The organism is Roseococcus sp. (assembly GCF_965227005.1).
Lineage (GTDB): Bacteria > Pseudomonadota > Alphaproteobacteria > Acetobacterales > Acetobacteraceae > Roseococcus.
Genome location: NZ_CBDDFJ010000028.1, coordinates 1 through 21,053, shown reverse-complemented (window position 1 = coordinate 21,053; position 21,053 = coordinate 1). Strand labels below are relative to the sequence as shown.

The following is a 21,053-nucleotide window of genomic DNA, read 5'->3' as shown; positions in this document are numbered from 1 at the left end:
TCCTGCAGAAGCAGAAGGCTGGCGGAAGCGCGGCGGATTCGCGTGACCACGGTCACCTCGTCATCCAGACGCGCGGGGCGTGCATACTCCACCGTGATGCGCCGCACCACCATGAAGCAGCCATGTAACCGCTGCATGTCGGCATGGGGCATTCCCATGTCCCGGAGGCTTTCTGTCCGGCCGCGCTCGGCCCAGCGCAAATAGGTGGCGTGATAGGCGACGCCCCCGGCATCCGTGTCTTCGTAATACACACGGATGTTCATGCGGTGAGCGAAATCAGTCGCTTGATCCGTCATTGGGGCGGATCCAGCAGGTCGGGCTGGAGCAGCGTGCCGGCCGGCGGGGCCAGGCCCAGATGCCGCCAGCCCGGCTCGCCCAGCATGCGGCCGCGCGGCGTGCGCAGGACCAGGCCCTCCTGGATGAGGAAAGGCTCCACCACATCCTCCAGCGTGTCGCGGCTCTCGGACAGGGCGGCGGCGAGGGTCTCGACTCCGACCGGCCCGCCATTGTGGTGCTCGGCGATGCGGCAGAGGTAGCGGCGGTCCATGGCGTCCAGGCCCTTGGCGTCCACCTCGAGGCGGGCGAGCGAGGCATCGGCCATGGCGCGGTCGGCCGTCTTGCCCTCGACCACGCAGAAGTCGCGCACGCGGCGCAGCAGGCGTCCGGCGATGCGCGGGGTGCCGCGGCTGCGGTTGGCGATCTCGCGCGCGCCGCCCTCGGCCAAAGCGAAGCTCAGCTTTTCCGCGCCTCTCCGGACGATGCGGAAAAGCTCCTCGGGCGTGTAGAGGTTCAGCCGCAGCGGAATGCCGAAGCGGTCGCGCAGCGGCGTGGAGAGCAGGCCCGAGCGCGTGGTGGCGCCGACCAGGGTGAAGGGCGGCAGGTCGATCCGCACGGTGCGCGCCGCCGGCCCCTCGCCGATGATGAGATCGAGCTGGAAGTCCTCCATCGCCGGATAGAGCGTCTCCTCGATGGCGGGCTGAAGGCGATGGATCTCGTCGATGAACAGCACGTCGCGCGGCTGGAGATTGGTGAGGATGGCCGCGAGATCGCCCGCGCGCTGGAGCACGGGACCGGAAGTCGCGCGGAAGCCCACGCCCATCTCGCGCGCGACGATCTGGGCCAGGGTGGTCTTGCCCAGGCCGGGAGGGCCGTGCAGCAGGACGTGATCCAGCGCCTCGCCGCGCGCCGAGGCCGCCTGGATGAAGACGGAGAGGTTTTCCCGAAGCAGCTTCTGCCCGGTGAATTCGGAGAGCATCTGCGGCCGCAGATTGACCTCGCCACCGTCCTCTTCCTGGCGTTCGCCGCTCGTGACGCGCTCGCTCATTGCCGCCGCCGATTCAGCTCTCCGGGGCTTTCGCCCCTACGACCATCGGGGGCCATCATCGGACCGACTCACGAAGCGCGGTGGTGATGAGCGCGTTCAGCCCCGCCCCCTCGCCCAGGCTGGCCTTGGCCCGCGCCACGGCGCGCTCGGCCTCGGGTCGCTTGAGGCCGAGATTGAGCAGCGCGCTGACGGCATCGGCCTCGGGCGTCTCGGGCAGCGGCGTGGGCGCGGCCGCGCCGGTACCGTCGGCCTCGGGCGTCGCGCGGCCCACGGCCCATTTCTGCATCGCCGGCTCGTCGATGATGCGGTTGGCGGTGGCCGCGCCCAGGCCCTTCACCTCGGCCAGGCGCTTGCGCTCCTTGGCGGCGATGGCGCTGGCCAGCTGGTCCGGCGCCAGGCCCGACAGCACGAGCAGCGCCTTCTGCGGGCCGACCGTCTTCACCTCGTTGAGGGCGCGGAAGGCCTCGCGCTCGGTGGCGTCGAGGAAGCCGTAGAGGGTGATGGCGTCCTGGCTCACGCGCGTCTCGACCAGCAGCTTCTGGATGCCGTCCTTCGCCGTCAGACGGTCCAGCGTCTTGCGCGAGCACGACACCAGATAGCCGACGCCGTTCACGTCGAGCACGCAGGCGCCGTCCTGCGTGGATTCCACGAAGCCCTTGAGCGCGGCGATCATACCCGCCCTCGATGGCCGGAGGCGCTCTTGCGCCGAAGGGCTGAATCGGCGGCGGTCATGCCTGCATCAGCTTCGCGAGCATGCTGCGCGTGCCCCGGTGATGGGCATGGCAGATGGCGATGGCCAGGGCATCGGCCGCGTCGGCGCGCTTGAGCACGGCGCCGGGCAGCAGGCGCTTCACCATATCCTGCACCTGGATCTTGTCCGCGTGCCCCGTCCCGACGACGGCGCGCTTCACTTCCATCGCCTGGTATTCCGCCACGGGCAGCCCGGCGAGCGCGGGCACCAGCAGCGCCACGCCGCGCGCCTGGCCGAGCTTCAGCGCGGCGGCGGGGTTCTTGTTCACATAGGTGTGCTCGATGGCCGCCTCGTCGGGCGTCCATTCCTGGATGATCCGCGCGAGGCCGTTGTGGATCAGCACCAGCCGGTGCGCGAGCTCGTCGCCGGCGAGGGTGCTGATCGCGCCGGCCGCGATGTAGCGCAGGTGCGAGCCCGCGCTTTCGATCAGCCCCCAGCCCGTATGGGTCAGGCCAGGGTCGATGCCCAGAACGCGGATGGCGCCGGGAGCCAAGTTAGCCTGAGAGCTTCGCCAGAACGGCGTCGCTCACCTCGAAATTGGCGTAGACCTGCTGCACGTCGTCATGGTCGTCGACCAGATCGATGAACTTCAGCACGGCGGCCGCGCCTTCCTCGTCCAACTCGACGGTGAGGTTGGGCTTCCACTCGAGCCGGGCCGCCTGGGCCTCGCCGAAGCGGGTCTCCAGCGCGTCGCGCACGGTGTTGAGGTCCTCGGGCGCAGTCAGGATCTCGTGGCCCTCGGCCGTGCTGGCCACATCCTGGGCGCCGGCATCGATGGCGGCCTCCAGCATGGTGTCGGCATCGGCCACATCGGCCGCGAAGCGCACGGCGCCCACGCGGTCGAACTGGAAGGCCACCGTCTCGCCCATCGCGCCGCCATGCTTGCTGAACATCGAGCGCAGGTCGCTGGCGGTGCGGTTGCGGTTGTCGGTCAGCGCCTCGACGATGAGGGCGACGCCCGCCGGGCCGCGGCCCTCATAGCGGACCTCGACATAATCCACGCCCGATCCGGCGCCGGAGGCCTTCTTGATGGCGCGGTCCACCGCGTCCTTGGTCATATTCGCCAGCCGCGCAGCGACCAAAGCGGAGCGCAAGCGCGGGTTGTGCGCGGGGTCCGGCATGCCGGACTTGGCCGCCACCGTGATCTCGCGACCGATCCGGGCGAAGGCGCGGGCGCGCTTGGCGTCCTGCCCACCCTTGCGGTGCATGATGTTCTTGAACTGCGAATGCCCAGCCATGGCTACTTCAGAGATTGGTTGAAGTTTATCCTATAGCGTCCGGCCCGGAGTTTCGCCACCATGGGGGACATGGACACGAATGCCATTCTTGGCGACCCGCACGCCGTCACCTCGCTCGAGGCCCTCGAGGCGCTCTACGGCCGCCCCTCCGAGCTCGCCGCGAATAAATCGACGGACCGGCTCGATGCGGTGACCCTCTCCTTCATCGCCGCCAGCCCCTTCTGCCTGCTGGGCACGCAGGGGCGGAAGGGCAACCACATCACCCCGCGCGGCGACGCCCCCGGCTTCGTGCTGGCGCTGGACGAGAAGCGCCTAGCGATCCCCGATCGCAAGGGCAACAACCGGCTGGACGGCTATCGCGACATCCTCGAGGACAACCGCGTCTCGCTGCTCTTCCTGGTGCCGGGCATGGGCGAGACCATGCGCGTCCACGGCTTCGCCACCATCTCGACCGACCCGGAGCTGCGCGAACGCTGCATCGCCCAGGAGAAGGTGCCGACCACCGTCCTGGTCGTGGAGGTCCGGGAGATCTTCATGCAATGCGCCAAGGCGATCATGCGCTCGGACCTGTGGGACGGGCGCAAGAAGGCCGCCGGCGTGCCGACCATGGGCGCGCTGCTGCTGGCCCATAAGAAGAACGGAATGGACCCGACGGCCTATGACGCCGTGGCCGAGGAACGCCTGCGCGCCAACATGTACTGAGGGCGGCCCAGGCCTTCCCTCAGACCTCTCCGGTCACCATCCGCGCGGTCGCCACGAAACTGCGCGGCCCCTCGGTTCCCCAGGCCCGCCGCAGCGCGCCCTCCAGCCGTGACCGCGCCGGCGCCTCCAGCGCCGAGGCGAAGGCGCCGACGAAACCCTGCCCGGTCAGCCAGGGCGTCCACCAGTCCTCGAAGCTGTCGAATTCCTGCCGGATCGAGATGTCCCGCTCGCGCACCTTCCTGAGGCCGGCGGCCTCGAAGACCGCGCCCAGGCGTCCCGGCGTGCCGATCGGATTGGCCCAGTGCTTGTCCCGCCAGTCCGCGCCCTCGCGCAGCACCACCGCCGCCGTATCGGCAAAGAGCCGCAGGAAGGGGAAGCCGCCGGAGAAGTCCCACATCGCCGTGGCGACGATCCCGCCCGGCTGCGTCACCCGCGCCATCTCCCGCGCCGCCTTCAGCGGATCGGGCACGAAGCCGAAGACCAGCAGCGCGAGCGCGGCGTCCTGCGACGCCGTCGAGAGCGGCAGGGCCGCGATGTTGCCGGGCTCGAAGCGGGCGTCGGGCAGGTCGGCGCGGGCGGCCGCGACGAAGGCGTCGCTGGCATCCACGCCCGTCACCTTCGCGGTCGGGTCGCGCATCAGCAGGGCCGCGCTCAGCGCCCCGGTGCCGCAGCCGGCATCCAGCACGCGCGCGCCGGCAGACAGGTCGAGCGCATCCAGGAAGGGTTCCGCCAGGCGGCGGCTCCACCGGCCCATGCTCCGCTCATAGGCGACGGCGTCCGTCGCGACATATTCAACCGAGGTGCTCATGGGGCGCGGGTATACCGGAAGTTGCAATGCGTGGAACCGGACATGATCGTCTGCGTGCGCTCCAGCGTCATCTTCGGGTCGTAGCCCTCGCAGAAGGCTCCGTCGCGGTTGCAGGAGAGCACGGCGCCGAGCTTGCCCAACCCCATCTCGCGATAGCTCTCGGCATAGCGGCAGCGCGTGACGTTGAAGTCGAAATGCGTCTCGTCCTGGCGAAGCACCTCGATGCGCAGCGCGTCGTCGAGCTTCCAGCGCTCCATCAGCTCGGCGAAATGGGCGATGCTGGGCTCGGGCGCGAGCTGGGCCATGGCGGCGCCCGTCTCCTGGGCCAGCCTGACGATGGCGCGGCTGAGGATGGCCGTGGCCTGCTCCTCGCCGAGCGTCGCGGTCATCTCCTCATAGATGCCCTTGGCGAAGGCCGCCTCGATGCGGCGCTGTTCGAGGATGGAGACGGTCATGGCAACTCCAATCGGCTGACGGCCTCAGGCTAAACCCTTCCGCCGGCGCAATTCCAGGCCCTCACCGCAGCGGCGTGCCGCGCGGCAGCAGCCGATATCCCGCGATGCCGATCACCAGCGAGAGGCCGAGCAGCAGGAAGCCCACGCGATAGCCCTGCTCGCCCACGCCCACCAGCGCCACCGCCCCGCCCACCACGGCCGGCAGCAGCGCCGAGCCCAGCACCTGGCCGAGGTTCACCGTGGTGATGCCGCGCCCGACCATGTGCTCCGGGAAGAGCGCGCGGCCCTGCGCGACCAGCAGGATCGAATAGGTCGAGAAGAAGCAGGAGACCATCAGCAGCAGCACTGCCGACCAGAGCGGAATGCCCGGCCAGAGGGCCAGCGTGGTCATGGTGCAGATCACGATGACCGCCGAGGTGATCACCGCCGGCTCGCGCCCCAGCTTGCGTTCCAGGAAGGGCAGAGCGAGCTGCCCGCAGGGCACCGTCAGCCCCATCATCAACAGCACCGAGCCGCGCCCCGCCGCGTCCAGCCCGTGCACGTCGTAGAGATAGGGTCCGGCCCAGAGGGTCAGCAGCGTCGCCATCACGGCATAGGCGAAGCAGTGCATGGACAGGATGCGCAGCAGGCCTGGCGTCTTCCAGACGGTGAACTGCCCCGCCAGCACCTCGCCCAGCGTTTCCTTCGCCGGCGTGCGCAGGGCCATCCCCGGCGGGGCATCCTCCGCCCAGCGCCACCAGGCCACGCCGATCACGACCGTCAGCGCGGCCGAGATGAGATAGGCGCCGCGCCAGCCCACCAGGCCCGAGGCCAGGGCCAGCGGCGCGCCGGCCGCCAGGATGCCTGCCTGGCTCCAGGCGAAGATGCCGCTCATCGCCTTGGTGAGGCCCGGGCCGGCATGCCAGCGCCCGGCCAGCACCACGGCCGACATGAAGCTCGCCGCGCAGCCGAGGCCAAGCACGAAGCGCGCGGCGAGGAACTGCACGCCGTCCTGCGCCAGGGCCTGCCCGACCGAGCCGATCACCGCCAGCGCGGTGAGCCAGGTCACCAGCCGGCGCGGGCCCATCCGGTCGATCCCCACGCCCACGGGCAATTGCGCCACCAGCAGCGCCAGGAAGAAGGCGCTGTTGGCCGAGCCCAGCGCCGCCGGGCCCAGATGGAGCTCGGTGGCCAGTTCCGGCGCCACGACGCCGACCGCCGCGCGATGAAATTGGGAGACAGCCGTCATCGCGGACATCGCCGCGCCGACACGTACAACAGGACTCATGCGGTGATACCGAACTCCAAGGAAAGGGCCCGCGCGCCTTCGGGCGTACAGGCCAGCCGGCGCCGCTGCAGCAGGTCGGTCGCCGAAGGCTCGATGCGGGTAAGCCAGAGGCGGCGGGTCATCATGGAGGTGACCTCGCGTCCCAGTCCACCGGCGAGATGCGGCCGGCGCTCCGACCAGTCCATGCAGTCGCAGGCGAAACGAGACGCGCGGCGGGCCACGGCCAGATCCACGCCGAGTTTCGCGAAGCGCGCCTCGCCCGTGGCGGTCGCGACCCAGCCGCCCGGGGCGGCCTCGATCCAGCCGTCGCCCGTGAGCCGCTCGTGCAGCGCGACGCCGAGCCGCCCGGCCAGATGATGCCAGCACAGGCGCGCCTGGCGGAAGCCTTCCCCGTGCGGCCAGGATTTGCGGGGGCTGACCTGGGGGAGCGCCATCAGCGTCTCGAGCGCGGAGGCGACCTCCTCGCCGGCCAGCCGATGGTAGCGATGCCGCCCCTGGGCATGGACCGAGACCAGGCCGGATTCCACCAGGGCCTTGACCTGCGCGCTGGTCGCCGCCGCACCGATCCCCGCGACGCGGGCCAGTTCGCCGGCCGTCAGCGCCTCGCCCGGCAGCAGGGCCTGGAGCATGGCGGCGCGGGACGGGTCGCCGATCAGATTGGCGATGGTGGCGAGGTTGGACATGGTGACTCCTTGCGTGATCCTAACGGCTTTCCGAGCCGCAACCTACCGCCCCACGGGGCGGCATGTTTCGGGGCCGGCTGAACCCTGGCCGCTCGCCGCGGCGCGGATTTGCGGTCAGGATGCCGCATGCTTCGGTTCCTCCTCGCCATCGCCCTCCTCGCCGCCTCGCCCCTCCAGGCGGCGGAAATCAAACTCGCCACCTGGAACATCGCCTGGCTGACCCTGCGCCCGCCCCATGACCGCGCCTTGCCGCGCGACCTCACGCCGCGTCAGCCGGAGGATTTCACGCGCCTGGCCGACTATGCCCGGCGCCTGGATGCCGATGTCCTGGCCCTGCAGGAGGTGGACGGGCCCGAGGCCGCGGCCCGCATCCTCGATCCGAACGACTACCGCTTCTTCTTCCCCGACGAGCGCGACATCCAGCGCACCGGCTTCGCCGTCCGTCGCAGCCTGCGCGCCATCCGCAACGCGGATCTGGCGGAGCTGGACCCCATCCCCAACGAGCGCTTCTCGCTGCGCCGGGGCACGGACATCACCGTGGAGGTAGAGGGGCGGATGCTGCGGCTGCTCTCGGTCCACCTCAAGGCCGGCTGCCGCGAGGCCGGCGATCGCGGGCGGGAATGCGACACGCTGATGGGGCAATCCTCGGTCCTCGCCGGCTGGATCGCGGCCCGCCGGCGGGAGGGCGCGGCCTTCGCCATCCTGGGCGACTTCAACCGCCGCGCGACGGGCGCGAACGACGCCTTCTTCGCGCCCCTGGCCGCCGCCGCGCCGCTGCTGCGCGCCAATGAGGGCGTCTCCAACCCCTGCTGGTCCGATGCACGGGGCGGACGGCCCTTCATCGAGCACATCCTGCTGGGCGGCCCCGCGCGCGACTGGGTGCAGGCCAATAGCCTGCGCGTGATGGTCTATGCCGAGCGCGACCCGGCGATGCGCGACCGCCTCTCCGACCATTGCCCGATCAGCGTCCGCCTGCGGATCAACTGAGGTGCGCACCTTCTTCCGGATCACCTTTCCGCTCGCCTTGGTGAACTTCCTCAACCAAGCGAGCCGCGCGGTGATGGCGGTGATCGGGCCGCTGCTGGCCCTGGAATTCTCGCTTTCCGCCTCCGATCTGGGGCTGCTCTCGGCGGTGCTCTTCGCGGCCTACGGCCTGTCGCAGCTGCCGGTGGGCCTCGCGCTGGACATGTTCGGCGCGCGACGGGTGCAGACGGTGCTGTCGCTCACCGCCGGCCTCGGCTTCCTGACCTGCGCGCTGGCCGAGGACGTGATCCTGCTCGGCATCGGGCGCTTCGTGACGGGCATCGGCATCTCGGCGGGGCTGATGGCGATGCTCAAGGCCAATACGCAATGGTTCCCGCGCACGAGGGTCGCGGCCATGACGGGCAGCGGCGTCTTCGTCGGCGCTTTGGGCGGCATGGTCGCGACCCTGCCCATGCAGGCCCTCATCCCCCTCACCGGCTGGCGCGGCGGCTTCTTCATCTTCGCGGGGCTGGCCGTGCTGGTCGCCCTCTGGATCTGGATCTCCGTCTCCGACGCGCCGCCGGGTTATGTGCGCCCGCCCCGGCGGCGGCTCGTCCAGGAGATCAGGGCCTTCGGGCCCATCTTCGCCCATCCCTATTTCCGCCGCTTCGTGCCGGCGATCCTGTCGCTGACGGCGATGAACTTCGTCTATCAGGGCCTCTGGGCCGGGCCCTGGCTGCGCGACGTGGCGGGGCTGGACGACGGCGCGCGCGGCCTCGTGCTGTTCATCTATGCCTCCGGCTCGGCCGCGGGCAGCCTGCTGACCGGACAGGCGGCGAGCCATTTCCAGGCGCGGGGCGCCTCGCCGCTGCTGATTCCCTGCCTGGCTCTGGGCGCGCTGCTGACCATCCAGGGGCTGCTGATCTTCGCGCCGCCCTCTGGCGTTCCGGCGCTCGGGTTGATCTGGTTCTGCTTCGCCATGGCGGCCTCGGCCGGCCCCTGCGGCTATGCGGCGGTGGGCCAGCGCTTCGGGCCGGAACTGGCCGGGCGCGTGGCGACGGCGATCAACGGCTCCATGCTGGTGATGGTTTTCCTGACGCAGATCGCGATCGGCGCCATCCTGGACCTCTGGCCCCGCGCGGCGCATGGCGGCTGGAACGCGACGGGCTATGGCTGGGCCATGGGCCTGACTTTCGGAATTCAGGGCGCCTTCGTGCTCTGGGCCTTACGGGGCCAAAGGTTGGTGGGAGCACGGGCATGAAGATCGACATCGGCGATTTCGACATCGACGGGATCCTCGCGGGCTATCGCGTCGAGACGGGCAAGGGCTTCAAGCTGAAGAAGCACAAGCCCGCCGACACGGCGGGGCTCGATATCCCCAAGGCCGAGGCGACGGAGCTGCTCGCGATGGGCGTTGAGCGCCTCTCGACGCAGCAGGACATGCTCTATGCGCAGGATCGCTGGTCGGTGCTCTGCATCTTCCAGGCGATGGACGCGGCGGGGAAGGACGGCACGATCAAGCACGTCTTCTCGGGGCTGAACCCGCAGGGCTGCCACGTGGCCGCCTTCAAGCAGCCGAGCTCGACCGAGCTGGACCACGACTTCCTCTGGCGGCACATATCGCAGCTCCCCGGGCGCGGGCAGATCGGCATCCACAATCGCAGCTGGTACGAGGAAGTGCTGGTCGCGCGCGTGCATCCCGAGATCCTCGCGCATCAGAAACTGCCGCCGCGGCTCGTGACCAAGCGCATCTGGGACGAGCGGCTGGAGGATATCGCGAGTTACGAGCGCTTCCTCGCGCGCCAGGGCGTGGTGGTGCTGAAGTTCTTCCTCAACGTCTCGCAGGAGGAGCAGAAGAAGCGCTTCCTCTCCCGCCTCGACGAGCCGGAGAAGAACTGGAAGTTCTCCGCCGCCGATGTCGCCGAGCGCCAGCATTGGGACGCCTATATGGAGGCCTATGAGCAGGCCATCGCGGGCACGGCCACGCCCGAAGCCCCCTGGTATGTCGTGCCGGCGGACCGCAAGTGGTTCACCCGCCTCGTCGTGGTCGCCGCCATCACCCGGGCGCTGGCGAGGCTGGATCTGCATTACCCGAAGGTCACGGACGAGCAGCGCGCGGCGCTGGCCGAGGCGCGCGTGAAGCTGGGGTGACGCTCCAGATGCGTTAAGCGGGCACCCCTGAGGGTCGCGCCATCAGCATCTCGTCATGGTACCGGCCCTCCACCTTCAAGGCCCGTGGCTCCAGGCCGTAGGTCAGGAAGCCCAGGCGGGTGTAGAGCCGGATCGCCGGGATGTTCGTCGTCACCACGGTCAGCCTGATCGCCTCGACGCGGTCCCCGACATGCTCGATCGCGCGCTCGACCAGGGCGGCCGCCAGGCCGGTTCCCCGCGCTTCCGGCCGGACGAACATGCCCCATAGCACGCCCTTGTGCCGGAGCTTGGCCGCGTGCGGGACGAGCAATCCCACCACGCCCATCAGCGCCCCATCCGCCGCCCAGCCACCGAACACGTCATGGCTCGCCAGCCTCTCCGCGAACCACGAGAGGGGCTGGCCCGCCTCCTCCTCGAAGGAAGCGCCGAAGGAGGTTGGATCGCTGGCCAGGCCGGCAAGACGCAGGTCGCGATAGGCCCCCGCATCGGCCTCACGGAGACGACGCAGGGAGTAGATTCCGTCCACAGCTCGCTCCCATCCTTCGGGCCTCAGCCTATCGGAGGGCGGGAATGACCGGGAAGAGCCCTTTGCATGTTCTGATCGGCAAGCGGCAACTGGAGCCCCTTTAGCGAGTTGTTCCCGACAGGACCGGCGCCAATTCCGGCGTCGCGTATCGAGGATCAGCACCATGGACAAGGACCGCATCGAGGGTATGGCCAAGCAGGCCAAGGGCGCGATCAAGGAAGTTGCCGGCAAGTTGACGGGCGACGCGAAGCTCCAGGCCGAAGGCAAGGCCGATAAGGTCGAAGGCAAGGTTCAGAACGCCGTCGGCGGCGCGAAGGACGCGGTGCGCAACGCCGCGGACAAGTAATCCGGGGGCCGCGGCCGGCGGGGAGACCCGCCGGCCCGCCGCTGCATTGACACCCGAGGGTGGAAGATGATCCTGACCGCCTGACGCGCCGTTTCCGGGCGCGAAGTAGAAGGCGACTATGTCATGCGCATCCTCATTCTCGGCGCCGGGGCGCTCGGCGGTTATTACGGAGCCCGGCTCATCCAGGGCGGCGCAGCCGAGGAGGTCGCCTTCCTGGTCCGGCCGAAGCGCAAGGCGCTGCTCGACGCCAACGGCCTGGTCGTGAAGAGCCCGATCGGTGATTTCACCCTTCCCGTGAAGACCGTGACCGCGGAGGCGCCCGGCACCGGCTGGGACGTCGTCCTGCTGAGCTGCAAGGCCTACGACCTCGACTCGGCGATCGAGGCGATCCGCCCCGCCGTGGGCCCCGACACCATGGTCCTGCCCATCCTCAACGGCCTGTCGCATCTGACGACGCTGCAGGAGGCCTTCGGCGAGAAGGCCGTCATCGGTGGCATCGCGAAGATCGCGGCCACGCTGACCCCCGAAGGCCACGTCCACCACATGCAGCCGCCCGCCGACATCCTCTTCGGCGAGATCGAGGGCGGGATGTCACCGCGCATCGAGGCGCTGGCGAAGGTCTTCCAGGCCGCCCCCCATATCAAGACGACCGCCTCCGAGAACATCATGGACGAGATGTGGGCCAAGCTCGTCATGCTCGGCTCGCTCGCCGCGCTCACGGTGCTGATGCGGGCCAATATCGGCCAGATCATCCGCGCCGGCGGCCAGGAGCTGATCCTGCGCATGTTCCGCCTCTCCTCGGCCATCGCCGCGGCGAACGGCCATCCGGTGTCCGAAGCGACGCAGGCCGGCATGGAGCGCAACTTCACCAATCCGAAATCGACCGCCACGGCCTCCATGTTCCGCGACCTGCTGGGCGGCGGGCCGATCGAGATTGAGCATGTCGTCGGCTTCCTGGTCGAGGCCGGCAAGGGCGCCGCGCTGGACGTGACGCTGCTGGAGGCCGCTTTGGTCAACGGCAAGGCCTATGAGGTGCAGCGCGCCGAGGCGGCGGCCCGATGATCGACGTCGAGACCCTTCGTCCCCTCGCCCATCTCGTCCTGCGCGACGCGCATATCCCCGAGCTGCCGAACCACTACAGCGGCAAGGTGCGCGAGAATTACGACCTGCCCGGCGACCGGCGCGTGCTCATCGCGACGGACCGGCTGAGCGCCTTCGACCGCATCCTCTGCGCCATCCCCTTCAAGGGGCAGGTGCTGACGCAGACGGCGCGCTACTGGTTCGAGAAGACGGCCGATATCTGCCCCAACCATGTGCTGGCCTATCCCGATCCGAACGTGGTCATCGGCCGGCGGCTGGACATCCTGCCGGTCGAGATCGTGGTGCGCGACTACCTCGCGGGCACGACCAGCACCTCGGTGCTGACCATGTACAAGGCCGGCAAGCGCGAGATGTACGGGCTGACCCTGCCCGAGGGCATGCGCGACAACCAGCGCCTCCCCCAGCCCATCATCACCCCCACCAGCAAGGCCTATCACGGCGAGCATGATGCCCCGCTCTCCGCGAAGGAGATCCTGGATGGCGGGCTGCTGACGAGGGCGCAGTGGGACCAGCTGAGCGAATATGCGCTGGCCCTCTTCGCCCGCGCCCAGAAGCTGGCGGCCGAGCGCGGGCTGATCCTCGCCGACACGAAGTACGAATTCGGCACGGATGCCGAGGGCCGCATCGTCCTGGCCGACGAGATCCACACGCCCGACAGCAGCCGCTACTGGAAGGCCGGCAGCTACCAGACCCGTTTCGAGGCGGGCGAGAAGCCGGAAAGCTTCGACAAGGACTTCGTGCGCAATTGGGTGGCCGCGCGCTGCGACCCCTATCACGACGACATCCCCGAGATCCCCGAGGAGCTGATCCTCGGCACGGCGGCCGTCTATATCGAGGCCTTCGAGACGATCACCGGGCAGAAGTTCGAACTGCCGAAGGGCGATACCTCCGTGCTGGAGCGCGTGCGCGCCAACCTGCGGTCGCTCTTCCCCGCCTGACAGGGCCGTTGCCCGCCGGTTTGCGGACCGGCGGGCGGCTTCTATAACGCGCCATGGATTACTTTTCCGTTATCGAGATGCCGTCCCGTGGCTGATCCCACGATGCACCGCCCGCCCTCCATGCTCCGGGACCTGCTGAAGAGCGAAGCCGCGGGCGGCCTGGTTCTCATGGCGGCCTCGGCACTGGCGCTCGTGATCGCCAATTCCGCCCTCGCCCCGCACTACTTCTCGGCGCTGCGCAGCTATCTGGGCCCACTGAGCCTCGAGCATTGGATCAATGACGGCCTCATGGCCCTCTTCTTCCTGTTCGTGGGGCTGGAGATCAAGCGCGAGGTGCTGGACGGCCAGCTCTCCAGCTGGTCGCGCCGGGCCCTTCCGGGCATCGCAGCGGCCGGCGGCATGATCGTGCCCGCGCTGATCTTCGCGGCGATCAACATCTCCGATCCGACGACGCTGCGCGGCTGGGCGATCCCGACGGCGACGGACATCGCCTTCGCCCTCGGCGTGCTGTCGCTGCTGGGCAAGCGCGTGCCCGCCTCACTGAAGGTGTTCCTGACGGCGCTGGCCATCATCGACGACCTGGGCGCGGTCATCGTCATCGCGCTGTTCTATTCGGGGGCGCTCTCCGTCCCGATGCTGCTCGGCGCGGCGGGGATCGTGGTGGCGCTGGTGGCGATGAACCGCCTCGGCGTGCGCCGCCTCGCGCCCTACCTGCTGCTGGGCGCGATCCTGTGGGTGCTCGTGCTGAAATCCGGCGTCCACGCGACCATCGCGGGCGTCGTGCTGGCGCTGACCATCCCGCTCTCGCCCTCGCCGGGCACGCCGGAGGGCGCGCACTCGCCGCTGCACATCCTCGAACACGCCCTGCACAGATGGGTCGCCTTCCTGATCGTGCCGGTCTTCGGCTTCGCGAATGCCGGCGTGTCCTTCGCCGATGCGACGGCCGACCTCTTCCTGGAGCCGCTGACGCTCGGCGTCGCGGCGGGGCTGCTCCTGGGCAAGCTCGTGGGGGTGATGGGCGCATCCGCGATCGCGATCCGCCTGGGCTGGGCGGAGATGCCCGCCCTCGCGCAATGGCGGCATCTGGCCGGCGTCTCGCTGCTTTGCGGCATCGGCTTCACCATGAGCCTCTTCATCGGCCTGCTGGCCTTCCCGGACAGCGCGGAGCTGCAGACCAAGCTGAAGATCGGCATCCTGGCGGGCTCCCTCGCCTCGGGCCTGCTGGGCGCGCTGGTGCTGGCACGGACATCCGGCGCCCCGCCCCGGAAGAATTGAGCCCGGAAGAGTTAAGCCCTCAGAGCGAGGCGAGGACGCGCAGGGCCGCATCGCGCGTGGCGGTGAGCGCCGCCAGCGTCCCGTTCGCCTGCTTGATCGCGCCGGCGTCGCTACGGTCGATGTCGGAGACCTGCTCCTCGGCATCGGCGACCCCGGTCTGGAGCGTCTCGAGGATTTCCTCGATCCATTCCTTCACCTGGACGGGATCCGCCTCCGGGGCGTCGTTCCAGCCGGCGACGATGATCTCCACCTCGCGGCCCATGCGGGCGGGCGGGACATTCTTCGTGGTGAGTTCCAGGAGCCGCTTCAGCGCGGCGTTGACCGGCCGCGCCGGCCCTTTTTTGCGTGCCGCCATGCCGACCATTCCCTGATTGTCCGAGGACCGGCCCCGGTCATTCCGGGGCGGGTATCGGGGCGAGAGGATTCGAACCTCCGACCTCCTGCTCCCAAAGCAGGCGCACTACCAGGCTGTGCTACGCCCCGTCAGGCCCGGTGATAGGCGCTGCACGCCCCCACATCAAGCAGGCGGCAGGACCTTGCCCGGGTTCATCCGCCCGTCGGGGTCCAGCGCGGCCTTGATCGTCCGCATCAGGTCGAGCGCCACAGGGGATTTCAGCTGCCCCATGCTGGCGCGCTTGGACTGGCCGATGCCGTGCTCGGCCGAGAAGCTGCCGCCCAGTTCCACGGCGATCTCGCTCACTTGCGGCTCGAAGTCCGGCGCGAGGGCGGCCAGCTCGGAATGGGTCATGCCGGCCGGCCCCTTCATCGAGAGGTGGATATTGCCGTCGCCCATATGGCCCAGCGCCACCATCCGCCCTTCGGGCCAGCGCGTGGCGATCAGCGAGGCGCAGCGCTCCAGGAATTCCGGCACGGCCGAGACGGGCACGCAGGTGTCCGTCGGCAGGCCCGGTGCCTCGACGCGCGAGGCCTCGGGGAAGGTCTCGCGGATGTTCCACAAATTCTGGCGCTGGGCCTCGCTCTCGCAGATCACCACATCCTCGGCCTCGCCGGCCTCCAGACCGGCCATCAGCGCCGCCTCCAGCGCCTCGCGCACGGGGATGGAGGCATGGGTGCTGGCGGCCTCGATGAGGACGTACCATTCGGTGCTCAGCGCCATCGGCTCGCGGATATTGGCGCCGTATTTCAGCGTGATCTCGATGCAGTTGCGCTGGATCAGCTCGAAGGCGACCAGCTCCGCGCCGCTCTCCTGGCAGCGGGCGTAGAGGCGCAGGGCCTCGTGCGGCGAGCGCACGGCGGCGAGCGCCGTCTCGCGCTTGGCGAGCCTGGGATAGAGCCGCAGGGAGGCGGCGGTGATGACGCCCAGCGTGCCCTCCGCGCCGATGAAGAGGTGCTTCAGCGCATAGCCGGAATTGTCCTTCCGCACCCGGCGCAGGTCATCCAGCACGCGGCCATCGGCCAGCACGACCTCCACGCCCAGCACCAGGTCGCGCGCATTGCCGTAGCGGATGGTGCTGATGCCCCCCGTGTTGGTGGAGAGCGCGCCGCCCACCATGGCGCTGCCCTGCGCGCCGAAATGCAGCGGGAAGAGGCGCCCGGCTTCCTCGGCGGCGTTCTGCACCGCTTCGATGGTGCAGCCCGCCTCGGCGACGAGCGAGTTGTCCAACGGGTCCACGGAGCGGAAGCGATTCATCCGCTCCAGGCTCAGCACCACGCTGGCGGGGCCCTGCGCCATGGGCACGGCCGCGCCGCAGAGCGAGGTGCGCCCGCCCGCGGGCACCACGGCCAGGCCGAGTCCCGCGCAGGCGCGCAGCGCGGCGCTGACCTGCGCCGTGTCGGCGGGCTTGAGCACGGCCGTCGGCGCGCCGCGATAGACGCCCCGCCAATCCACGGCATAGGGCGCGATGTCGGCCTCGTCGCGCAGGCAGGCGGCGGGGCCGAGGGCTTCGGTCAGGGCATCGAGTGGGGACATGCCGCGCATGGCAAGCCGAGGCCCCGCGTCGCGTCAAGTTGCGGTGCAGCATATACCTAAGGTTGACCCTGGCCCGCACGGGATGGACCATCCGTTCCAATTACCGTGGGGAGACGGCGCCGTGGAAGAAACCGATGTGATCGTGGTGGGCAGCGGCTCGGCGGGGAGCGCCCTGGCGGGGCGGCTCAGCGAGGATCCCAAGATCCGCGTGACGGTGCTCGAAGCCGGCAGCCGCGACCGCAATCCATGGCTGCACATCCCCATCGGCTACGCCAAGACGATGTATCACCCCACCATCAGCTGGAATTTCGAGACCCAGGCCGAACCGGAGCTGGCGGGCCGTTCCGTCCCCTGGCCGCGTGGGCGCGTGCTGGGCGGGTCCTCGGCGATCAACGGGCTCATCTATATCCGCGGCCAGCCGGAGGATTACGACCACTGGCGTCAGCTCGGCTGCACCGGCTGGGGCTTCGACGACTGCCTCCCCTATTTCCGCAAGGCCGAGCGGCAGGAGCGCGGCGCGGACGATCTGCACGGCGCGGATGGCCCGCTCTCGGTCACCGACCTGCGCGAGAAGGGCGTGCTGGAACGCGCCTTCATCGATGCGGCCAAGGAACTCGGCTACCCCGAGAATCCCGACTTCAATGGGCCCGAGCAGGAGGGTGCGGGCTGGTATCAGGTGACCGTGCGCGACGGCTTCCGCTGCTCCGCCGCCACCGCCTATCTCAAGCCCGCGATGAAGCGGCCCAATCTGCGCGTCGTCACCGACGCGCATGTGGAGCGCATCCTCATCGAGGACGGGCGCGCGACGGGCGTGGTCTATCGCGTCGGCAACGAGACGCGCACATTGAAGGCGCAGCGCGAGGTGGTGCTGAGCTCGGGCGCCATCGGCAGCCCGCAGCTGATGATGCTCTCGGGCCTCGGCCCCGCCGCGCATCTGGCCGAGATGGGCATCGAGGTGAAGCGCGACATCCCCGGCGTCGGCCAGAACCTGCAGGATCACCTGCAGGCGCGGCTGATGTATCGCGCCAATCAGCGCGTGACGGTGAACGAGCGCATGGGCCTGATGGGGATGGCGCGGATGGGCGCGCAATTCGCGCTCACGCGGCGCGGCCCGCTGAGCTTCGCCGCCGCCACCTCCGGCCTCTTCGCCCGCGTCCTGCCGCAGAGCGCCACGCCCGACGTGCAGTTCCACTTCATCCCCTGGAGCGCGGACAGCGTGAAGGAGGGGCTGCACAAATTCCCCGGCTTCACCGTCAGCGTCTGCCAGCTTCGCCCCGAGAGCCGCGGCGAGATCCGCCTCGCCAGCACCGACCCGCTCGCCAAGCCGCATATCCACGCGCGCTACCTCACCAGCGAGACGGACAAGCAATGCATGGTGGAGGGCGTGAAGCTCGCCAAGCGCCTGGCCGAGACCCATGCCCTCGGCCGCTTCATCACCGACCGCTACTCGCCGCCCGAGGACGCGCCGGAGGACGACGCCGCCTGGCTCGACTTCGTGCGCCGCACCAGCGGCACGATCTATCACCCGACCGGCACCTGCCGGATGGGCGAGGATCAGGGCGCCGTTGTGGACACGCAGCTACGCGTGAACGGCGTGGGGAATTTGCGCGTGGCCGATGGCAGCATCATGCCGACGGTGGTGAGCGGGAACACCAATGCCGGCTGCATCATGATCGGCGAGCGCTGCGCCGAATTCATGAAGACCGCCGCCTGACGCCGATCAGGGGGCGGGAAACCGCCCCCGGAAATCCTGCACGACCTCTTCCAGCGGCAGGAAGCGCACGCCCGGCTGGCGCATCATATGGCCGATCAGCCGCTCCAGCATGAGCAGCACCTGCGGCCGGCCGGAGACGTCCGGGTGGATGGTCATCGGCACCACCGCATAGTCGTATTCGCGATAGACGAAGTCGAAATGGTCGCGCCAGATCTGCTCCAGCGCATGTGGGCTGACATAGCCGTGGCTGTTGGGGAACTTCTTCACGAACATCATCGGCGGCAGGTCGTCGAGATACCAGGAGGCCGGGATCTCCACGAGATTCGTGGGCTTGCCCTTGGTGAAGGGCGTCATCCAGCTCTCGGCCGGCTGGCTGTAGTCGATGGGTGTCCAGGCATCGCCCGTGCGCACGTAATAGGGCATCGCGTCGTGATGCATGAGCGAGTGGTCGTATTGAATCCCGCGCTCGATCAGGATCTCGATGCTGGTCGCGCTCACCTCCCACCAGGGAGCGACATAGCCCACCGGCTTGCGGCCCCAATGCTTCTCGATGAGGCCGATGCACTTGTCGAAGATCGCTTCCTCCTGCGTGCGGCTGAGGGCGAGCGGGTTCTCGTGGCTATAGCCGTGCAGGCCGATCTCATGGCCCGCGCGGGCCACCATGTCGGTCTGCTCGGGAAAGCTCTCGATGGTGTGGCCGGGGATGAACCAGGACTGCCTGATGCCGAAACGCTCGAAGAGCGTCAGGAGGCGCGGCATGCCGACCTCCGCCGCGAAGACGCCCCGGCTGATATCGCCCGGGCTGTCCTCGCCGCCATAGCTGCCGAGCCAGCCGGCCACCGCGTCGCAATGCACGCTGAAAGCGCAGATGATGTCCTTGGCCATGCCCGATCTCCTTACGTTTCGGGCGAAGCTAACGGCCCCTACGGCCCAAGCCTATTCCCCGCGTTCCAGGAGCGGCAATTCGCCTTGTGACGGCCTGGGCCGCCTGCTTAGCCTGCGGCCGAACCCCAGGAATTCCCCCGATGACGACGCTCTCTTCCCGGCGCGGCTGCGCCTGCTGCCTCCCCACCCTCGGCCGCCGCGGCATCTTCGGCCTCGCCGCCGGCGCCATGCTCGCCCCCATGGCGGCCCGCGCCGAGGACGGCACGGCCTATGACTCCATGCTGCTGACCTGCATCGATCCGCGCTTCATCACCCCGGTGAACGCCTGGATGGGAACGCGCGGCCTGACCGACAAGTTCAGCCGGTTCGGCATCGCCGGCGCGGCGGTTGGCGTCGTGGCCCCGGCCTTCGCGACCTGGCACACGGCCTTCTGGGACAATCTCGGCGCCTCGATCCAGCTGCACAAGATCACGCGCGTGATCGCTGTCGCCCATCGCGACTGCGGCGCGGCGGCCATCGCCTATGGCGACGCCTCGATCGCCACGCCCGAGGCCGAGACGGCCCTGCACACGCGGGTCTATGGGGAGTTCAAGGCCGAAGTCGCCAAGCGCCAGCCCAGTCTGCGCGTCGAAGGCGGCCTGATGGCCCTCGACGGCAAGATCGAGATGTTTGCCTGAGGCTTTTCCGGGCGGCGCCGCCGCCCGGAACCCCGATCAGCTTTCGGACAGGCTGTGCTGCTCGCGCAGCGCGTGGAAGCTCAGCATCTTCCACTCGTCCTCGGCACGCTTGCGCCGCCAGTCCGAAGCGAAGAGGGCCACCAGCTCGCCGTCATGATCGGTCGCGAGCTCGCTGCGGTTGAACTGGCTGAAACGCTCCAGCGCGGCGCGGTCGTCCGAGGTCACCCAGCGCAGATATTCCCACTGCGTCTGATCGAAGCCGGCGGGCACGCCGTATTCCACCTTGAGGCGACTCTGCAGCACGTCGACCTGCAGCAGGCCCACCACGCCCACCACGGGCGGTGAGCCGTCGAGCGGGCGGAAGATCTGCACCACCCCCTCGTCGGCCAACTGCTCCAGCGCCTTGTTGAGTTTTTTCGCGAGCATCGGATCGTCCAGCCGAACCCGGCGCAGATGCTCGGGCGCGAAAGAGGGAACCCCTCGGAAATTGATCGGCTCGCCCTCGGTCAGGGTGTCGCCGATGCGCAGGATGCCGTGATTGGCGATGCCCACCACGTCGCCCGGCCAGGCCTCTTCGGCCACCTGGCGGTCCTTCGCGAAGAAGAAGAGCGGCGCATTCACCGGCACCTGCTTGCCGGTCCGCACCTGGAGCAGCCGCGCCCCCTTCTCCAGCCGGCCGGAGCAAATTCGGAGAAAAGCCACGCGGTCCCGGTGGTTGGGGTCCATGTTGGCCTGCACCTTGAAGACGAAGCCGGTCAGCTTGTCCTCGCCGGGCGAAACCATGCGCGCATCGGCCGGGCGCGGGCGCGGCGGCGGGGCGAGGCGGCCGAGCCCGTCCAGCAGGTGGCCGATGCCGAAGTCGCGCAGCGCGCTGCCGAAGAAGACGGGCGTCATCGTGCCTTGGAGGAAAGCCTCCTCGTCGAAGGTCGGATAGCCGCCCTGGACGAGATCGGCCTGCTCGCGCAGCTCGGCGAGGCGGTCGGCGGGGAGGAGCTTGTCCAGCGCCGGGTCCGACAGCCCCTCGACGGGGATGTGGCTGCCATCGGCCGTGTCCAGCAGGCGCACGGCGGGGTTCAGCAGGTCATAGACGCCGAGCAGGTCGCGCCCCTGCCCGATCGGCCAGGCGGCGGGCGAGACGTCCAGCGCCAGGGTCTTCTCGATCTCGTCGAGCAGCTCTAGCGGGTCGCGCCCGTCGCGGTCCATCTTGTTGATGAAGGTGATGATGGGGATGTCGCGCAGGCGGCAGACCTCGAAGAGCTTGAGGGTCTGCGCCTCGATGCCCTTGGCCGCGTCCAGCACCATGACGGCGGCGTCGACGG

General features: G+C 69.4%; 24 protein-coding genes and 1 tRNA gene. 10 read left to right on the top strand and 15 right to left on the bottom strand.

The window, feature by feature from the left end; translation table 11 throughout:
• The 5 genes from ACO057_RS15125 to ACO057_RS15105 all read right to left on the bottom strand — a co-directional run.
• The coding region (locus tag ACO057_RS15125) for a YbgC/FadM family acyl-CoA thioesterase (protein ID WP_421993177.1) at nucleotides 1–263 on the bottom strand (263 nt) is incomplete at its 3' end.
• Between the two features lie 29 nt (nucleotides 264–292).
• The gene (ruvB, locus tag ACO057_RS15120; protein ID WP_421993175.1) at nucleotides 293–1,324 is read right to left on the bottom strand and encodes a Holliday junction branch migration DNA helicase RuvB; all 1,032 of its coding nucleotides are present in this window, start codon (nucleotides 1,322–1,324) and stop codon (nucleotides 293–295) included.
• Between the two features lie 55 nt (nucleotides 1,325–1,379).
• Entirely contained in the window at nucleotides 1,380–1,997 is a 618-nt protein-coding gene (ruvA, locus tag ACO057_RS15115; protein ID WP_421993173.1) for a Holliday junction branch migration protein RuvA, read from the bottom strand.
• A 55-nt stretch (nucleotides 1,998–2,052) separates the two neighbouring features.
• Nucleotides 2,053–2,568 (bottom strand): crossover junction endodeoxyribonuclease RuvC, encoded by a 516-nt coding sequence (gene ruvC, locus ACO057_RS15110; RefSeq protein WP_421993171.1) that lies wholly within the window; start codon nucleotides 2,566–2,568, stop codon nucleotides 2,053–2,055.
• 1 nt (nucleotide 2,569) lies between these two features.
• Nucleotides 2,570–3,313: a YebC/PmpR family DNA-binding transcriptional regulator gene (locus ACO057_RS15105; protein WP_421993169.1), complete on the bottom strand. Its 744-nt coding sequence runs from the start codon at nucleotides 3,311–3,313 to the stop codon at nucleotides 2,570–2,572.
• A 69-nt stretch (nucleotides 3,314–3,382) separates the two neighbouring features.
• Between ACO057_RS15105 and ACO057_RS15100 the strand changes: the two genes are divergently transcribed.
• Nucleotides 3,383–4,015 carry an MSMEG_1061 family FMN-dependent PPOX-type flavoprotein gene (locus ACO057_RS15100; RefSeq protein ID WP_421993167.1) on the top strand — a complete coding sequence of 211 codons (633 nt, stop codon included), beginning with the start codon at nucleotides 3,383–3,385 and terminating at the stop codon, nucleotides 4,013–4,015.
• 19 nt (nucleotides 4,016–4,034) lie between these two features.
• Here the strand turns inward: ACO057_RS15100 and ACO057_RS15095 are convergent, their stop codons facing one another.
• From ACO057_RS15095 to ACO057_RS15080, 4 genes are all read right to left on the bottom strand, one after another.
• Nucleotides 4,035–4,823 (bottom strand): class I SAM-dependent methyltransferase, encoded by a 789-nt coding sequence (locus ACO057_RS15095; RefSeq protein ID WP_421993165.1) that lies wholly within the window; start codon nucleotides 4,821–4,823, stop codon nucleotides 4,035–4,037.
• Nucleotides 4,820–5,278 (bottom strand): L-2-amino-thiazoline-4-carboxylic acid hydrolase, encoded by a 459-nt coding sequence (locus ACO057_RS15090; protein WP_421993163.1) that lies wholly within the window; start codon nucleotides 5,276–5,278, stop codon nucleotides 4,820–4,822. Before ACO057_RS15090 ends, ACO057_RS15095 begins: the two co-directional genes overlap by 4 nt.
• 61 nt (nucleotides 5,279–5,339) lie before the next feature.
• The gene (locus ACO057_RS15085; protein ID WP_421993161.1) at nucleotides 5,340–6,545 is read right to left on the bottom strand and encodes an MFS transporter; all 1,206 of its coding nucleotides are present in this window, start codon (nucleotides 6,543–6,545) and stop codon (nucleotides 5,340–5,342) included.
• Nucleotides 6,542–7,228, bottom strand: a complete 687-nt coding sequence (locus ACO057_RS15080) for an ArsR/SmtB family transcription factor (protein WP_421993159.1) — start codon at nucleotides 7,226–7,228, stop codon at nucleotides 6,542–6,544. Before ACO057_RS15080 ends, ACO057_RS15085 begins: the two co-directional genes overlap by 4 nt.
• Before the next feature lie 126 nt (nucleotides 7,229–7,354).
• Here ACO057_RS15080 and ACO057_RS15075 point away from each other — a divergent pair, with 126 nt between their 5' ends.
• Genes ACO057_RS15075 through ACO057_RS15065 form a run of 3 tightly spaced genes read left to right on the top strand, consistent with a single transcriptional unit; the run spans nucleotide 7,355 to nucleotide 10,342 of the window.
• Nucleotides 7,355–8,215, top strand: coding sequence for an endonuclease/exonuclease/phosphatase family protein (locus ACO057_RS15075; RefSeq protein ID WP_421993157.1), 861 nt, complete (start codon nucleotides 7,355–7,357; stop codon nucleotides 8,213–8,215).
• A gap of 1 nt (nucleotide 8,216) precedes the next feature.
• Nucleotides 8,217–9,452: an MFS transporter gene (locus tag ACO057_RS15070; RefSeq protein WP_421993155.1), complete on the top strand. Its 1,236-nt coding sequence runs from the start codon at nucleotides 8,217–8,219 to the stop codon at nucleotides 9,450–9,452.
• Nucleotides 9,449–10,342: a polyphosphate kinase 2 family protein gene (locus tag ACO057_RS15065; RefSeq protein WP_421993153.1), complete on the top strand. Its 894-nt coding sequence runs from the start codon at nucleotides 9,449–9,451 to the stop codon at nucleotides 10,340–10,342. Before ACO057_RS15070 ends, ACO057_RS15065 begins: the two co-directional genes overlap by 4 nt.
• A 13-nt stretch (nucleotides 10,343–10,355) precedes the next feature.
• Here ACO057_RS15065 and ACO057_RS15060 read toward each other — a convergent pair whose 3' ends face one another.
• A complete protein-coding gene (locus ACO057_RS15060) occupies nucleotides 10,356–10,868 on the bottom strand; it encodes a GNAT family N-acetyltransferase (RefSeq protein ID WP_421993151.1) in 513 nt (170 codons plus the stop codon).
• 163 nt (nucleotides 10,869–11,031) lie between these two features.
• Between ACO057_RS15060 and ACO057_RS15055 the strand changes: the two genes are divergently transcribed.
• The 4 genes from ACO057_RS15055 to nhaA all read left to right on the top strand — a co-directional run bounded on the left by ACO057_RS15055 (nucleotide 11,032) and on the right by nhaA (nucleotide 14,528).
• Nucleotides 11,032–11,214 (top strand): CsbD family protein, encoded by a 183-nt coding sequence (locus tag ACO057_RS15055; RefSeq protein ID WP_421993149.1) that lies wholly within the window; start codon nucleotides 11,032–11,034, stop codon nucleotides 11,212–11,214.
• Between the two features lie 123 nt (nucleotides 11,215–11,337).
• Nucleotides 11,338–12,276 carry a 2-dehydropantoate 2-reductase gene (locus ACO057_RS15050; protein ID WP_421993147.1) on the top strand — a complete coding sequence of 313 codons (939 nt, stop codon included), beginning with the start codon at nucleotides 11,338–11,340 and terminating at the stop codon, nucleotides 12,274–12,276.
• The gene (locus ACO057_RS15045) at nucleotides 12,273–13,253 is read left to right on the top strand and encodes a phosphoribosylaminoimidazolesuccinocarboxamide synthase (RefSeq protein ID WP_421993145.1); all 981 of its coding nucleotides are present in this window, start codon (nucleotides 12,273–12,275) and stop codon (nucleotides 13,251–13,253) included. The genes ACO057_RS15050 and ACO057_RS15045 overlap by 4 nt, the downstream gene beginning before the upstream one ends.
• Nucleotides 13,254–13,355: 102 nt before the next feature.
• Nucleotides 13,356–14,528, top strand: a complete 1,173-nt coding sequence (nhaA, locus tag ACO057_RS15040; protein WP_421993179.1) for a Na+/H+ antiporter NhaA — start codon at nucleotides 13,356–13,358, stop codon at nucleotides 14,526–14,528.
• 19 nt (nucleotides 14,529–14,547) lie between these two features.
• Here nhaA and ACO057_RS15035 read toward each other — a convergent pair whose 3' ends face one another.
• From ACO057_RS15035 to ACO057_RS15025, 3 genes are all read right to left on the bottom strand, one after another.
• Nucleotides 14,548–14,883 (bottom strand): hypothetical protein, encoded by a 336-nt coding sequence (locus tag ACO057_RS15035; protein ID WP_421993143.1) that lies wholly within the window; start codon nucleotides 14,881–14,883, stop codon nucleotides 14,548–14,550.
• 54 nt (nucleotides 14,884–14,937) lie between these two features.
• A tRNA-Pro gene (locus ACO057_RS15030) sits at nucleotides 14,938–15,011 on the bottom strand.
• A 34-nt stretch (nucleotides 15,012–15,045) separates the two neighbouring features.
• Nucleotides 15,046–16,458 carry an FAD-binding oxidoreductase gene (locus tag ACO057_RS15025; RefSeq protein WP_421993141.1) on the bottom strand — a complete coding sequence of 471 codons (1,413 nt, stop codon included), beginning with the start codon at nucleotides 16,456–16,458 and terminating at the stop codon, nucleotides 15,046–15,048.
• A 121-nt stretch (nucleotides 16,459–16,579) separates the two neighbouring features.
• Here ACO057_RS15025 and ACO057_RS15020 point away from each other — a divergent pair, with 121 nt between their 5' ends.
• A complete protein-coding gene (locus ACO057_RS15020; protein WP_421993139.1) occupies nucleotides 16,580–18,172 on the top strand; it encodes a GMC family oxidoreductase in 1,593 nt (530 codons plus the stop codon).
• Nucleotides 18,173–18,178: 6 nt separating this feature from the next.
• Here ACO057_RS15020 and ACO057_RS15015 read toward each other — a convergent pair whose 3' ends face one another.
• On the bottom strand, nucleotides 18,179–19,057 hold the full coding sequence (locus ACO057_RS15015; protein ID WP_421993137.1) for a polysaccharide deacetylase family protein: 879 nt from the start codon (nucleotides 19,055–19,057) through the stop codon (nucleotides 18,179–18,181).
• A gap of 140 nt (nucleotides 19,058–19,197) precedes the next feature.
• On the opposite strand from ACO057_RS15015, the gene ACO057_RS15010 reads away from it, so the two are divergent.
• On the top strand, nucleotides 19,198–19,734 hold the full coding sequence (locus ACO057_RS15010) for a carbonic anhydrase (protein ID WP_421993135.1): 537 nt from the start codon (nucleotides 19,198–19,200) through the stop codon (nucleotides 19,732–19,734).
• Nucleotides 19,735–19,770: 36 nt separating this feature from the next.
• Here the strand turns inward: ACO057_RS15010 and ACO057_RS15005 are convergent.
• On the bottom strand, nucleotides 19,771–21,053 hold a 1,283-nt coding region (locus tag ACO057_RS15005), incomplete at its 5' end, for a peptide chain release factor 3 (protein ID WP_421993133.1).

What these genes read in the sequence shown, in the direction of transcription:
- ACO057_RS15015 (WP_421993137.1), bottom strand. Translation starts at nt 19,057, where the DNA reads ATGGCCAAGGACATCATCTGCGCTTTCAGCGTGCATTGCGACGCGGTG.
- ACO057_RS15105 (WP_421993169.1), bottom strand. Translation starts at nt 3,313, where the DNA reads ATGGCTGGGCATTCGCAGTTCAAGAACATCATGCACCGCAAGGGTGGG.
- ACO057_RS15045 (WP_421993145.1), top strand. Translation starts at nt 12,273, where the DNA reads ATGATCGACGTCGAGACCCTTCGTCCCCTCGCCCATCTCGTCCTGCGC.
- ACO057_RS15100 (WP_421993167.1), top strand. Translation starts at nt 3,383, where the DNA reads ATGGACACGAATGCCATTCTTGGCGACCCGCACGCCGTCACCTCGCTC.
- ACO057_RS15010 (WP_421993135.1), top strand. Translation starts at nt 19,198, where the DNA reads ATGACGACGCTCTCTTCCCGGCGCGGCTGCGCCTGCTGCCTCCCCACC.
- ACO057_RS15095 (WP_421993165.1), bottom strand. Translation starts at nt 4,823, where the DNA reads ATGAGCACCTCGGTTGAATATGTCGCGACGGACGCCGTCGCCTATGAG.
- ACO057_RS15035 (WP_421993143.1), bottom strand. Translation starts at nt 14,883, where the DNA reads ATGGCGGCACGCAAAAAAGGGCCGGCGCGGCCGGTCAACGCCGCGCTG.
- ACO057_RS15090 (WP_421993163.1), bottom strand. Translation starts at nt 5,278, where the DNA reads ATGACCGTCTCCATCCTCGAACAGCGCCGCATCGAGGCGGCCTTCGCC.
- ACO057_RS15075 (WP_421993157.1), top strand. Translation starts at nt 7,355, where the DNA reads ATGCTTCGGTTCCTCCTCGCCATCGCCCTCCTCGCCGCCTCGCCCCTC.
- ACO057_RS15050 (WP_421993147.1), top strand. Translation starts at nt 11,338, where the DNA reads ATGCGCATCCTCATTCTCGGCGCCGGGGCGCTCGGCGGTTATTACGGA.
- ACO057_RS15080 (WP_421993159.1), bottom strand. Translation starts at nt 7,228, where the DNA reads ATGTCCAACCTCGCCACCATCGCCAATCTGATCGGCGACCCGTCCCGC.
- ACO057_RS15055 (WP_421993149.1), top strand. Translation starts at nt 11,032, where the DNA reads ATGGACAAGGACCGCATCGAGGGTATGGCCAAGCAGGCCAAGGGCGCG.
- nhaA (WP_421993179.1), top strand. Translation starts at nt 13,356, where the DNA reads ATGCACCGCCCGCCCTCCATGCTCCGGGACCTGCTGAAGAGCGAAGCC.
- ACO057_RS15085 (WP_421993161.1), bottom strand. Translation starts at nt 6,545, where the DNA reads ATGAGTCCTGTTGTACGTGTCGGCGCGGCGATGTCCGCGATGACGGCT.
- ACO057_RS15065 (WP_421993153.1), top strand. Translation starts at nt 9,449, where the DNA reads ATGAAGATCGACATCGGCGATTTCGACATCGACGGGATCCTCGCGGGC.
- ruvB (WP_421993175.1), bottom strand. Translation starts at nt 1,324, where the DNA reads ATGAGCGAGCGCGTCACGAGCGGCGAACGCCAGGAAGAGGACGGTGGC.
- ACO057_RS15025 (WP_421993141.1), bottom strand. Translation starts at nt 16,458, where the DNA reads ATGTCCCCACTCGATGCCCTGACCGAAGCCCTCGGCCCCGCCGCCTGC.
- ruvA (WP_421993173.1), bottom strand. Translation starts at nt 1,997, where the DNA reads ATGATCGCCGCGCTCAAGGGCTTCGTGGAATCCACGCAGGACGGCGCC.